Origin of the sequence: Pedobacter cryoconitis, assembly GCF_003259615.1 — a bacterium.
GTDB classification, from domain to species: domain Bacteria; phylum Bacteroidota; class Bacteroidia; order Sphingobacteriales; family Sphingobacteriaceae; genus Pedobacter; species Pedobacter cryoconitis.
In genome coordinates, this window is the sequence record NZ_QLLR01000012.1 from 107,461 (window position 1) to 121,388 (window position 13,928).

A 13,928-nucleotide genomic window follows, 5' to 3' on the forward strand; every position below is an offset into this window, starting at 1 on the left:
AATTAAATAGTCATATGTATATGCAAATAACCACCTTCAATGAGCATTAAAGTTATAAAGTACGCAATAAATATAAATGCGAGCCCAAGTGACAACTGCAGCCCGGTTTTCTCAAACTTAAGGTGCATAAAGTAGGCAACAATATAATATGCTTTTAAAAGGGTTAATAAGATATAAGCAATATTACCAGCCGTATGAGGAATCAAATGTTTTGGTAAAATTACCAATGCAATGATAAATTCTACTACAGTAATTCCTAATAAGATAAAGAATACCTGCCAGATTTTTGATTTGCTTAGGCCAGCATGCTCATCGTGTGCATGCTCTCCTGTATTTTGTAAGTTATGTTCAGACATAATATATTTTTTGAGGAATTAAACTAAATAGAAGAAGGTAAATACGAATACCCAAACCAGGTCAACAAAGTGCCAGTATAAACCTACTTTTTCTACCATCAGGTAATGACCACGTTTCTCGAAAGTACCGTTAATAGTCATACATAAGATGATAATATTCAGGAGTACACCTGTGAATACGTGAAATCCGTGGAATCCGGTAATGGTAAAGAACAAGTTAGCAAATTGTTGTGCCGCAACGTTAGACACTGGCCCAACAAAGAATTCTTGTAATTTCTCTGGTTTTGGAATAGATGCCCACCAGAAACCTTCATGGTGAAGGTGAGTCCACTCTAATGCCTGGCAACCCAGGAACATGAAACCACCGATAATAGTCGCAACCATCCACCAGATCACTTCTTTCTTAGCACGTCTGTGACCAGCTTCAACAGCTAATACCATAGTTACCGAACTCATGATCAGGATAAAAGTCATAATACCTACGAACACTAATGGTGCTCCTGAATCCATTACACCTGGAATAGACTGGAATACCAAATCCGGATCAGGCCATGTAAACTTTGTGAAACGTTGTGCTCCGTAGTATACCAATAATGAAGAGAATGTAAATGCATCTGATAGCAAGAAAAACCACATCATTATTTTTCCGTATTCTACCGACCACGGTGAACGGCCGCCACTCCATGGAGTAGTTTTTACCTGATCTAATTGTGATAATGAATTCATTTTAAAAATTGTAATAGTTTGTTAAAAAGTCTAACTGTTCAAAAGTAAAAAAACATAGAGATATATCCATAATATATCTATAAAATGCCAAAATATAGAGGCTATTTCTATGCGATACACCGCATTTTCTTTAGGAATTTTGCTATATGCACCCCAAAGACTGTTCAGGATGAAACAAAGTCCTGCAAAAATGTGCAGTAAGTGCATGCCGGAAACAATATAAATCGTAGAAATTGCTGCGTTATTGTTAACCAGTGTTGCACCACTTTGGTATAGTGCCGACCAGGCATCAACCTGAAGATAGCCAAAAGCAATCCCCAATACCAGGGTCGACCATAGAAATATTTTTTGTGTCTGTATATTCTGCTGACGGACTGCCTTTGCTGCAAAGAATAAGCAGATGCTGCTCAATACAAGTACTGCTGTGCTGTACATAAAGACATCCGGAAGAACCAATCCATGTCCTTTACCCTTAGATGCTGCAAATACAATATAATAACTTGTGAACCCTCCGAACATAATAGTTGAAGAAACCACAAATAGCCAAAGAACGAATTTCTTAGCTTTAAAAGAGGTAGCTAATCTATCCTGCGCTACGTCTTCCGGTTTTAATGTGTGTACCATATATAAAAAACTATTTACCTATAAAATCAAACAATAAAATCAATTGTACCAGTGGTATATAAAAGAACGAACAGAACATCACTTTACGTGCGCTGTCTATATCCAGTTTTACCAGTAGTTTAAAGGCCAGCAGTGCAAAAATCACTCCGGCTATGATAGAAACTCCTGCGATGTAATAACCGCCAAATCCAAAGAATGTAGGCAGCAAACTCACAGGTATTAATATTAACGTGCTTAAGAAAACAAGAAATGCGGTGGTCTTGTCTCTTTTCTTAGTAGGCAGCAATCTGAAGCCTGCTTTTTTATAATCATCATCCAAAACCCATGCAATTGCCCAGAAATGTGGAAACTGCCATACGAACTGTATCAGGAAAAGAATTCCTGCCACTTCGTAATCTACATGTGTAAAGTTTGTTGTATGGCCCAGTGCAGCTAAATAACCGATTAGCGGTGGTAAAGCACCTGGTATTGCGCCAACAAAAACAGCAATCGGAGATTTACGTTTTAAAGGGGTATAAACGAATGCGTACAGCAAGATAGAAAATACTGATAAAAGCCCTGTTTCCAGATTCAGCTTCCCTAATAACCAGGTACCAAGCATTCCCATGATCAAACCCAGTACTAATCCCTGGCCTGTTGTCATTCTTCCTGCTGGCATCGGACGATCCATTGTACGGGTCATCAGTTTATCCAGATCCTTTTCTATAATCTCATTGAAGCAGTTTGCTGCAGCAGTTACTAAAAACCCACCTGCTACCAGAATCAGCCAGTTTCCCCAGTCAATAGACGGAACCTCACCTCTGGCAACCTGCATCCTTGAACCAATTAAAAAAGTAACTGACGCAGAAAACACAACCAGAAAAGTAAGTCTGAATTTGATGAGTTTAGATAAATCTGAGAAAAATAATTTCAATTCTATGTGTTTTAATATTATTGATTATAAGTACTTGTTCTGTATACCAGCAGATAAAGATAAAACTGGAGCGTAAACAGAACTGTTGAGAACACTAAATGTATCACCTGAGCTGCAGGTGGCAGTGCAAAGTTAGATAATAATAACCCACTCGCAATTTGTACCATCAGTACGAGTACGATTGAATTTCCCAGTTTCAATTCTGTTGCCTTACCACCAAATTTATTCATTACAAACTGGTAGATGAATGCGTTCAGCACCACTACAAAAATTGCCAGATCACGGTGATAAGAGAAGATGTCCCCTATTTTCCCAATCCATGTATGTCTCTCCTGGTATAACAGGTTCTTTGAAATCTCATCAATAGCTTCCCGGACTTCTGTTCCCAAAACAATCTGCAGAACGCTCAGCACTAAAGAAACCAGGATCAGTACTTTTAACCAGAACACTGTAGAAATGACAACAGTCGCTTCTTTATGCAGTGATTGTGCGTAGTAATGGGTATAAACCAATATAGCCAGCATGACCAGGGCCAGCAGCATATGAAGGGTGACTACCCAGGCCAGCAAATTGGTGGAAACCACAATTGATCCCAGCCAGGCCTGAAAAACTACCATAAAAAGATTCAGTATACTTAAAACTATAATCCTTTTAGCTTTACTCTTATACGTAAATGAAAGAACGGTAACTGCAATTAACAGAAAACCTGTAGCTGCTCCGGTAAGGCGGTTAATGTATTCAGTCCAGGTCTTTGCTGCATTAAATGATTCCGGAACTGTTATACTTTGATCGTGACGGATACTATCTGCCACGTCCTTTTTACCCATTTTATCAAGCATCAGCGCAAAACGCTCATTCTTTTTAACCCTGCCAGCTACATATTTCTCTTTATAGTCTTTCGGAAGCTGATCTACCGAGGTTGGCGGAACATATTGGTCAAAACATTTTGGCCAGTCCGGACAACCCATACCTGATCCCGTACTCCGTACTACTGCACCTGCTAAGATGAGTACTAACGTCACTATTAAAGTAATCAGGTTTAACCGGATAAATCTCTTTTCAGATTTAGGAACCATTGGTTTGATTTTAAAAAAAATGAGGTTATCGTTCTAAGTAGATACTCAAGCAGATAACCTCATTGTATAATTTTAATAAAGGAGATTAATCCAGTATTGCTTTTTCTTTTGCTTGTTTTTCTTCCCACTCTCTCTGGATGCGCTCAGATTCTGCATTTCCTTCGAAGTCATGCGGCATGTTAGAGCTCATTGTCTGAGAATAAGGAACAGTCTGAGGAATGAAATCTGCTTCAGAACCTGGCTTACTGTAATCATATGGCCAACGGTATACTGTAGGGATTTCTCCTGGCCAGTTACCATGGATATGCTCAACTGGTGTAGTCCATTCTAAAGTATTAGATTCCCAAGGGTTCTGTGTTGCTTTTTTACCTTTGAAAATTGAGTAGAAGAAGTTGAAAAGGAAAGCAACCTGTGCTAATGCTGCAACGATAGCTGCCCATGTTACAAAGATGTTTACAGTAACCCATTTCTGCATGAATTCAAATTCAGTGAAAGCATAGTAACGACGTGGTACACCATCTAAACCTAAGAAGTGTAATGGGAAGAATACTAAGTAAGCACAGATAAATGTAATCCAGAAGTGAAGGTATCCTAATTTCTCGTTTAACATTCTTCCGAACATTTTTGGATACCAGTGATAAACACCGGCAAGCATACCAAAGATCGCCGCAGAACCCATTACCAGGTGAAAGTGAGCCACTACGAAGTAAGTATCGTGAAGGTTAATATCTAAAGAGGCATTACCTAAGAAGATACCAGTTAAACCACCTGAGATAAAGAATGAAACCATACCAATAGCACATAACATTGCAGGTGTGAACCTGATATTACCGCGCCATAGTGTAGCCAGGTAGTTGAAAGTTTTTACTGCTGAAGGAACAGCGATAATCAGGGTCGTGATCATAAACACACCACCCAGTAATGGGTTCATCCCAGTTACAAACATATGGTGACCCCATACGATGAAGGAAAGGATAGTAATACCGATTAACGAGTAAACCATCGCATGGTAACCAAAGATTGGTTTTCTTGAATTTACCGAGATAACCTCTGAAGAGATACCTAAAGCCGGCATAATTACAATATATACCTCAGGGTGACCAAGGAACCAGAATAAATGCTGCCATAAGATTGGAGAACCACCTTCGTTAGGTAATACCTGAGTACCCATAACAATATCAGATAAATAGAAACTTGTACCGAAACTACGGTCAAAGATCAATAACACAACACCTGCTACTAAAACAGGGAATGATAAGATACCTAAGATAGCTGTTAATAAGAAAGCCCAGATTGTTAAAGGCATTTTCCAAAGGTCCATACCTTTAGTACGCATGTTTAATACAGTACTTACATAGTTGATACCACCCATTAACTGAGAAGCTACAAAAAGAACCATACTGATTAACCATAATGTCATACCCAGTGCTGATCCGGCGATAGCCTTAGGAAGCGCTGATAATGGCGGATATACTGTCCAGCCTGCACTCGCTGGTCCCGTTTCAATAAAGAATGAGCTCATCATCACTACGCAGGCGATAAAGAATAACCAGTATGAAAGCATGTTCATAAATGGTGATGCCATATCCCGTACCCCGAGCTGAAGAGGAATCAGTAAATTACTAAACGTACCGCTCAATCCTGCGGTCAGTACAAAGAATACCATGATGGTACCGTGTATAGTTACCAGAGCAAGGTAAAAATCAGGTTTGATCCTTCCTCCTTCTGCCCATCTTCCTAAAAATGTTTCAAGAATAGGGAAACTTTTATCTGGCCAGGCCAGCTGCATACGAAATAAGATAGACAATCCCATTGCAATAACAGCCATAACAATACCAGTTATTAAAAACTGCTTAGCGATCATCTTGTGATCCTGGCTAAAGATGTATTTCGTTATGAAAGATTGTTCGTGATGCCCATGATCGTGACCGTCATGGTGATCGTTGTTATGTGTATCGTGTAATGTTATAGTTGACATAATGCGCTATTCCAGTATAATTATTTTTTTAAAGCCGGTTTATTCATTGCTACAGCAGGAGCACTTGTCGCAGCTTTAGCTGTACTATCAGCTGGTGCTGCCGCCGCTGGTGCAGCTGCTGGTTCTGGTACGATTGGCAAGTTAAATTGCTTTCTCAAATCGTTATTGATAAACTTAGGTTGTTTAACTATCCAGGCATCATATTCAGCCTGAGAAACAACTCTAACAACCTTTTGCATGTTATAGTGACCAGATCCACAGATTTTCGAGCAATAGAACAAGAATTTAAATGCTGGATCATTTACTTTAGTCTGCATATCAGCAGTAGTAATTGTTGGTGTGAATTCAAAATAAGAAGTCATACCCGGAACAGTGTTTAACTGTATCCTGAAATGCGGCATGTAAAAACTGTGCAATACATCTTTACTGGTCAGAATCAATCTTACTGGTTTGTTGACAGGAATAACCATTTCCTCTGCCATCTGATCATCAAGATTGTCCTTATCATTAAAGTCCATACCCAAACTATTTGTTCCGGTAATCAGTTTATAGTTTTTCTTACCTACAATTTTATCAGCTCCCGGATAACGGATAGTCCATGCGAACTGCTGAGAAGTAATCTCAATGCTCAATGGCTTATTATTAGGATCTTCGATTTTGTAGAAAATTGATCTCCAGGTAAGGAATCCCATTAATACCAATACAGTAAGCACTAACGCAGGAACAATTGTCCAGATACGCTCCAGTGCATTATTGTGTGGGTAGTAATAAGCTTTTCTTTTACCAGTATTCTTGTAAAAGTACGAGAACAGGAATAATACAAGGTGTGTTCCGATGAATACGATAGTAGTCAGGATCAGCGTGATGTTAAACATCTGGTCAATCTTCTTACCGTGTTCTGAAGCAGCATCAGGAAGAATCATGTTTCCGTGAACCGTATATTCAAAGTAAACTCCGTATAATCCGACGATTAAGAAAATCACAAAAAGAACACCATTTACTGTATTCCAATTGATACCGGCAGGTTTATCCTGTGCTTCACGTGTCAATTCATATACCCGCATTGCTTTACCAACTATCGCTATGAATAAGCAAAGCAGTAAAAATAACAGGGTATAAAATGCTGCCGACTTATAGATCGGGAACATATCAATAGGTTTTTTCGCAGCCGTAGCGGCAGCACCGGCGGCAGCTTCTTGTGCAAATGCGCTCGTATTTGCAAACACAGTAAGAATTACTGCCAGGGCCGCTATTGTCTTATTGCTTATATATTTTCTTAAACTCATTTTCTTAAAAGTAGTACGATGTACTTCTACTATAAATTAATGTATATACTCTCTAACCAGTTACTACAAATGGTGATTCAGACTCTCTTGTAAGAAAGGGTGATTCTTTGCAATTAAAGGTTTCTTACTTAATGAAGATAATACTGTAAAGGTAAACAAGCCTACAAAACCGATTGCTGTACCTATTTCAATAATACCAAAGCCATTATGTGATTCTACAGTTCCAGGCATAATCATCTGGTAGTAATCTACCCAGTGACCGCATAATACAATTATACAAACACCCAGCATGATATTTTCCTGTCTTTTATTATCGCGGTCCATTAACAACAGAACCGGAGCAAGGAAGTTCATCACTAAATTCAAAAAGAACCAGAACTTGTAAAACTCAAATCGTTTGTAAAAATACACAGTTTCTTCCGGCATGTTGGCATAATAGATCAACATAAATTGTGCAAACCATACATAAGTCCAGAAAATTGAGAACCCGAAGATGAATTGACCTAAGTTATGAAGGTGACTATTGTTAACCCATTGCATATAACCTGCTTTTCTCAACAGGATGATAATTACAGCTATAGTAGCTAAACTGCTCACCCACATTGCTGCGAAGTTGTACCATCCAAACATAGTAGAGAACCAGTGTGCCTCTAATGACATTACTGTATCAAATGCAAAGATTGGCGTAGTAAAGCCGTAGATAACTAAAAATATACAAGAGTATTTAAAACTTTTCGTGTATGAATTTAAACCACCTTCTAAATCCTCGTTAGTTGATAACTTAGAAAGTAAAAGAGCGAAGAAAGAATAGATACTTAAAAATACAACCTGACGTCCTAAGAAGAAAGGTACATTTAAGAAAGCTGATTTTCCATCGATTAATTTATCATAGTTGGCAGAAGACGGATCAGTTAAGCCCGGTGCGTTCCAGTGATGATAAAGATTATGTGTATATAGTCCCAGACCAATAACAGCGATCAGGATTACTACAGCGATAGGCAATGTTCTTGCCATAGCCTGAGGCACACGTAAGATTGATGCAGACCATCCTGCCTGCGCTACAAACTGAACAGCTAAAAAGAATGCACCCGACATACATACACAGGCGAAGTAATAGGCCATAAGTAACAGGTTGGCAAAAGTCCGCTCATGAAGTCCATGATCAGAAAAACCATAAGCAATACTTGCGATACCAATAACGATCGCCGCTATGCTTAAAGTTTTAGCTTTTCCTGTAAACTCAAACTGCTCATTGAAATTATAATTGTGAGTTCCCATTTATATCTGCTTTTCTATTGTATTTTTTGTAATTGTTGAACATACATCACAACTTTCCATCTTTGATCTGGAGTAAGCTGAGAGGCATGTGACCCCATGTTATTTAATCCGTACATGATAGTATGATAGATTTTACCTTCCGATAAGTCTTTCATCAAGCCACCACGTGATGACGCTGCATCACCATGATAAGCTGGTACACCTGTAAATTTCTCAATTTGGACAAGGTGTCCTTTACCATCACCTTTTTCACCGTGACAAGGTCCGCAGAATACAGTAAAGTAATGTTTACCTGACAATAAGTTCTGTGGTGTCTTAGCTAAAGGGTTGTGCAGATTTAAACCTGCCGCTTCGTAACCTTCTTTGGTGTTTGCGTATTCATACTTCACAAATCCTACAGGGCTTGTATTCGCAGGAGGTGTTTGTGCAGTTTGTCCGTTCGCAAAGTTTTTGTTCGGCTGGTCAGGATCGTAAGCAATATGATCATACATATTCCTTGCATATTCCAAACCTGGATTATTCTTATTCCTGCAAGACGAAAGTGTTGTAACAGCCAGGGCAAGAACAACAAATGAGGCTGCAACTATTTTATTCTTATTCATAGCTAATATACTTCCTTTCATTGTGCTTAACTTCTATAGCACCAGCTTCTTTTAATAGTCCGTCAATTTTACTGTGATCTCCATTTTCCTGAGCATCAACAGCTATAATAAATCTATCATCTGTGGCTCTTAAGTCCATTACTCTTGGTGCTCTTCCTGGGAAAAGGTGAGTAGATGCATAATAAGATCCTACTAATCCAAATGCACAGAATAAAATAGTTACCTCAAACATAATCGGAATAAAATCCGGTAATGCGAAAGCTGGTTTACCACCAATATTATGTCTCCAGTCTACTACCGAGGTAAGATAGATCAGGGCAAATGCTGAAACCGTTCCTGTTATCCCGCAGAAAAATGCAAGGATATCCAATCTTGATCTTTTAATTCCTAGTTTGGCTTCGATGCCGTGGATAGGCATAGGCGTATAAACATCATGGATCTTAATGTTGTTCTCCTGTAACTTTTCGATGCCATGCATCATTTCGTCAGGATCGCCAAAACTGCCTAAAATATATTTGATATTACTCATTGTTATATTTTTGCGTATTCTTCTTGTTTAACACTATCAAATTTCTCTAAAGACTCTACATATTCCTTAACGTGAGCTTTGTCCAAATGACCTTCTTTAATCTGTGCAAGTTTAGCTTGCTCACTTGATGTTTTAAGTAATAGTTTTACCTCAGCAATTGCAATTGAAGGCAGAACTCTTAAGAACAACAGGAATAAAGTAAAGAATACCCCGATTGAACCTACAAAGACACTTACATCTACCCATGTAGGATAGAACATCGCCCAACTTGATGGAAGGTAATCACGGTGTAATGAGGTTACGATAATTACGAAACGCTCAAACCACATACCGATGTTTACCACGATAGATAAGATCCATGTTGCAGGAATACTCAAACGGATTTTCTTGAACCACAGTAACTGCGGAGAAATTACGTTACAAGTCATCATCATCCAGTATGCCCACCAGTACGGACCAGTTGAACGGTTGATGAATGCGTATGCTTCATATTCTGAACCTGAATACCAGGCAATAAAAAACTCAGTGATGTAAGCCACACCTACGATTGATCCTGTAAGAATGATGATTTTGTTCATCGATTCAATGTGGAACATGGTGATGTAGTTTTCAAGACCCAATACTTTACGGGCAACCAGTAATAAGGTTAACACCATGGCGAAACCAGAGAAGATCGCACCAGCCACAAAGTATGGAGGGAAGATTGTAGTGTGCCATCCCGGAATAACCGAGGTTGCAAAGTCCATCGATACAATTGTGTGTACCGAAAGTACCAGTGGTGTAGAGATACCGGCAAGGATCAGAGACACAGTCTCAAAACGCTGCCATGTTTTAACGTTACCGCTCCATCCGAAAGAGAAGATAGAATAAATTCTGCGGCGTACACCTGTTGCACGGTCACGGATAGTAGCAATATCTGGTAATAAACCTGTATACCAGAATAATAAGGATACAGAGAAGTAAGTAGAGATCGCAAACATATCCCACACCAGCGGTGAGTTAAAGTTTACCCAGAGTGAACCGAACTGATTCGGTAAAGGTAATACCCAGTAAGCTAACCAAGGTCTTCCCATGTGGGATACAACATACGTTGCGGCACAGATAACGGCGAAAATCGTCATCGCCTCTGCCGACCTGTTAATGGAGTTACGCCAGTTTTGACGGAAGAGTAATAATACCGCTGAAATCAATGTTCCTGCGTGACCAATACCTACCCACCATACGAAACCGGTGATATCCCATGCCCATCCTACAGTTTTGTTCAGACCCCATGATCCGATACCGTTCCAGAAAGTATAACTTACTGCAACTAACCATAAGGTCGCTCCCATCAGGGAAACTATAAAACCTATCCACCAGGCCCTGTTGGGCTTATTCTCAACTGGCATTAAGATATCATCCGTAATTTTTGCATACGTGATATCATTGCCGGTGATTAGTGGTTCTCTTAATATTGATTCGTTATGTCCTGACATAATGTGTTTTCTTTAATATCAGCTTACGCTTGTACTGTTGGTAATGAATCTGTGTTTCTAATTTTTGTCATGTAACCTATTCCTGGTTGAGTGTTTACCTCTTCCAATACATAGTAAATACGCTCACTGCGTAATGCTTTCGATACTTCTGATTCAGGATCGTTTCCATCACCAAATATAATTGCATTTGCTGAACAAGCTTCCTGACATGCCATTTTGATATCTCCATCTTTCAATGGACGTTTCGCAATTTTAGCTGACAATTTACCAGCCTGAATACGTTGGATACACATTGAGCATTTTTCCATAACCCCTCTTGAACGGGTAGTCACGTCTGGGTTAAGAACCAGCTGAGTGAACTCATTGTTCAGGTAGTTATCGAAACGTGAATCATTCCAGTAGTTAAACCAGTTGAAACGGCGTACTTTGTACGGGCAGTTATTTGCACAGTAACGTGTACCTACACAACGGTTATAAGCCATGTGGTTCAGACCATCCGAAGAGTGGGTCGTTGCCAATACAGGACAAACAGTTTCACAAGGAGCGTGATCACAGTGCTGACATAACATCGGCTGATGAACAACTGACACGCGGTCAAGATTCTCCATGTGCGCGATTTCTTTCTCCTCAGATACGCTCTTATCGCCTTCTTCAAAGCTATAGTAACGGTCAATACGGATCCAGTGCATTTCTCTGCGTCTGCGAACCTCATCGCGTCCAACAACAGGGATGTTATTTTCTACGTTACAAGCAACAATACAAGAACCACAACCAGTACAAGCATTCAAGTCGATTGCCATTACCCAGTTGTTACCTGGTTTTTCGTATTTATCCCATAAATCGTAAGTTTTATGTTCACTGTCATGCTTACCAGTACCTGCCGAAGGATTTTTCACATATTCCTTGAAAGTTGCTTCGCGGATAATGTTTCTTCCTTCAAAAGAGTGGTGAGTCTGCGTTTGTGCAAGCTCGTTGGTTGCACCAGTTTTGGTGATCGTGATCGTATTTGCATACTGTAACGTTCCATTGCTGAAAGTTACGAATGGATAAGCATTCTGACCTACGTTATCACCAGCTTTACCCACTTTAGTACGTCCATAACCTAAAGCTATAGAAGCAGTGCCCTGTGCTTGTCCTGGCTGAACCAGAACTGGTAAAGTAATTTTATATCCGTTGCTTCCTTTAACGTCAACAACATCGAATTCTTTAATTCCCAATGACTCAGCGAACTTAGGCGCAAGAGCAATGTAGTTATCCCAGGTTACTTTAGAAACCGGATCAGGTAACTCCTGTAAAAATGCGTTGTTAGCATGTTTACCATCACGCATTGCTACACTTTCATAAACCTGAAGCTCAATATCCTTAGCTAAAGCAGCACTGCTTTTCACTACTGAAGGCGCAACAGCTGCTAATGAAAGATTGAAGCTGTAAGAACCTGCTGTTTTAGGTGCTGCAGCAAAAACTCCAGTCTCTAATACATCGTTCCATGACTTACCGAAAGCTGGAAGTATATTTTTCTCCCAGTTGTTACGTACATACTGGTAGTATTCCTTAACAGGAGCGTTAGACCAGATCAGTAAACTTTCTTCCGCCTGACGTGAATTGAATACCGGGTTGATGGTTGGCTGAACGATAGAATAATATCCTTCGTAGCTATTTGCATCACCCCATGCTTCTAAGTAATTCTGATTAGTTGCAATCACATCACATAAAGTAGAAGTCTCATCCTTACGGTCTGAGAAAGAAACTTTCAATGGAACCTTTCCTAATCCATCAGTGAATGACTTAGTATTGACCACATCATAAGCAGGGTTGTTATCCAGGAAGAATACAGCAGCAACTTCGCCTCTGTTCATTTCATTTAAGAATTCCGCGAATTCAGCATCATTACCAGCATAACGTTTGTTAGGATTATCCAAATCGATAGTTGTACCATAACTGCCGATAGCAGAGTTGATCGCATTAACCAGGATTTGAGTAGAAACATCGTTAGAACCACATACTACTAAAGCTTTTCCTTTTTGCTGAACTAATTCTTTAGCAATCAGTTTAAGTGCTTTTTCAGCAGTACCATTCTTAGGTAAAGAACCACCAGCTAAATTGCCACCAGTGATTTCATTATATAAGGTTATCAGAGCAGGACCCTGTTCTGATAATTTAACCGGGATACGTGTATCAGCATTAGTACCTGTCAAACTCATACCAGCTTCGAACTGGAAGTGACGTGACATTTTACCTTTTGCCAATGACTTGTGATTTCTGTTAGCCACATACTGAGAAGTGAATTCTTCTCCGCTAATCCATGTTCCTAAAAAGTCAGCAGCAAAACTCACGATTAAGTCAGCTTTGTCGAAGTTATATTTAGGAATTACAGCTTTACCAAAGCTATTCTCATTTGCTTTGATGATACCAGTATAAGATACTGCATCGTACTGTACATGTTTAGTTGCAGGATAAGCAGCTATAAAGTCTGCAACTACTGCTTTAGTAGAAGGACTGTTTACAGATGAAGAAACGATGCGGATTTTCTTGCCCGAAGCTTTTGCTTTTGCCAGCTCTGCAGCTACAAACGCATCAACCTTCGCCCAGGTAGTCTCATCATTCTTTAATACAGGTGCTTTAAGTTTCGAAACATCGTACAAATCCAATACAGAAGCCTGAGCCTGCGCATCAGTACCGCAATTGAACTCACCCGCATTTGGGTTTGGCTCAATCTTGATCGGTCTGCCCTCTCTGGTTTTCACCAGGATACTCTGACCATTATAACTTGATACATAGTAATTCGGGATACCCGGGATTACTTCTTCAGGTTTAATCAGGTAAGGTATTGATTTGTGAATCGGAGCAGGCTGACAAGCGGCAAGTGTCACCGCACCAAGACCAAAGCCTAAGGCTTTTAAAAAGTCACGGCGAGGAGTTACTGTACTTAATCCTGCTTCATTTAAAACATCTTCTATTGGAAGCGGCTCCGCAAATTCGTTTTTGTTGTTTTCAACAAAATCGGAGGTCTTGTTAAATTCCTCTAAGCCTTTCCAGTATTTTTTATTGCTTTCCATTTAAGCTATATTACTGTTTATCGAACGTT

General features: G+C 39.6%; 12 protein-coding genes. All 12 read right to left on the reverse strand.

The genetic code is table 11. From position 1 onward, the window contains the following. Positions 1 to 2 precede the first annotated feature (2 nt). Positions 3 to 356 carry a cytochrome C oxidase subunit IV family protein gene (locus tag LY11_RS13600; protein WP_111634209.1) on the reverse strand — a complete coding sequence of 118 codons (354 nt, stop codon included), beginning with the start codon at positions 354 to 356 and terminating at the stop codon, positions 3 to 5. Between the two features lie 18 nt (positions 357 to 374). Continuing rightward, positions 375 to 1,082 carry a cytochrome c oxidase subunit 3 gene (locus tag LY11_RS13605; RefSeq protein WP_111634210.1) on the reverse strand — a complete coding sequence of 236 codons (708 nt, stop codon included), beginning with the start codon at positions 1,080 to 1,082 and terminating at the stop codon, positions 375 to 377. Between the two features lie 30 nt (positions 1,083 to 1,112). After that, positions 1,113 to 1,706 (reverse strand): cytochrome c oxidase subunit 3, encoded by a 594-nt coding sequence (locus tag LY11_RS13610; protein WP_111634211.1) that lies wholly within the window; start codon positions 1,704 to 1,706, stop codon positions 1,113 to 1,115. A 10-nt stretch (positions 1,707 to 1,716) separates the two neighbouring features. After that, on the reverse strand, positions 1,717 to 2,619 hold the full coding sequence (gene cyoE / locus LY11_RS13615; protein WP_111634212.1) for a heme o synthase: 903 nt from the start codon (positions 2,617 to 2,619) through the stop codon (positions 1,717 to 1,719). 17 nt (positions 2,620 to 2,636) lie between these two features. Then, on the reverse strand, positions 2,637 to 3,695 hold the full coding sequence (locus LY11_RS13620) for a COX15/CtaA family protein (protein ID WP_111634213.1): 1,059 nt from the start codon (positions 3,693 to 3,695) through the stop codon (positions 2,637 to 2,639). An 85-nt stretch (positions 3,696 to 3,780) separates the two neighbouring features. Continuing rightward, positions 3,781 to 5,673, reverse strand: coding sequence for a cytochrome c oxidase subunit I (locus tag LY11_RS13625; protein WP_211321549.1), 1,893 nt, complete (start codon positions 5,671 to 5,673; stop codon positions 3,781 to 3,783). Between the two features lie 20 nt (positions 5,674 to 5,693). Then, the gene (locus LY11_RS13630) at positions 5,694 to 6,959 is read right to left on the reverse strand and encodes a cytochrome c oxidase subunit II (RefSeq protein ID WP_068403967.1); all 1,266 of its coding nucleotides are present in this window, start codon (positions 6,957 to 6,959) and stop codon (positions 5,694 to 5,696) included. A 63-nt stretch (positions 6,960 to 7,022) separates the two neighbouring features. Beyond that, complete coding sequence (locus LY11_RS13635) at positions 7,023 to 8,237, reverse strand: quinol:cytochrome C oxidoreductase (RefSeq protein ID WP_111634215.1); 1,215 nt, start codon at positions 8,235 to 8,237, stop codon at positions 7,023 to 7,025. A gap of 14 nt (positions 8,238 to 8,251) precedes the next feature. After that, the gene (locus tag LY11_RS13640; protein ID WP_068403971.1) at positions 8,252 to 8,860 is read right to left on the reverse strand and encodes a c-type cytochrome; all 609 of its coding nucleotides are present in this window, start codon (positions 8,858 to 8,860) and stop codon (positions 8,252 to 8,254) included. Further along, positions 8,832 to 9,368 carry a DUF3341 domain-containing protein gene (locus LY11_RS13645; protein ID WP_068403973.1) on the reverse strand — a complete coding sequence of 179 codons (537 nt, stop codon included), beginning with the start codon at positions 9,366 to 9,368 and terminating at the stop codon, positions 8,832 to 8,834. The genes LY11_RS13640 and LY11_RS13645 overlap by 29 nt, the downstream gene beginning before the upstream one ends. 2 nt (positions 9,369 to 9,370) lie before the next feature. Continuing rightward, positions 9,371 to 10,843, reverse strand: coding sequence for an NrfD/PsrC family molybdoenzyme membrane anchor subunit (gene nrfD, locus LY11_RS13650; RefSeq protein ID WP_111634216.1), 1,473 nt, complete (start codon positions 10,841 to 10,843; stop codon positions 9,371 to 9,373). A gap of 23 nt (positions 10,844 to 10,866) precedes the next feature. Further along, the gene (locus tag LY11_RS13655) at positions 10,867 to 13,899 is read right to left on the reverse strand and encodes a TAT-variant-translocated molybdopterin oxidoreductase (RefSeq protein ID WP_111634217.1); all 3,033 of its coding nucleotides are present in this window, start codon (positions 13,897 to 13,899) and stop codon (positions 10,867 to 10,869) included. Between the last annotated feature and the right edge of the window lie 29 nt (positions 13,900 to 13,928).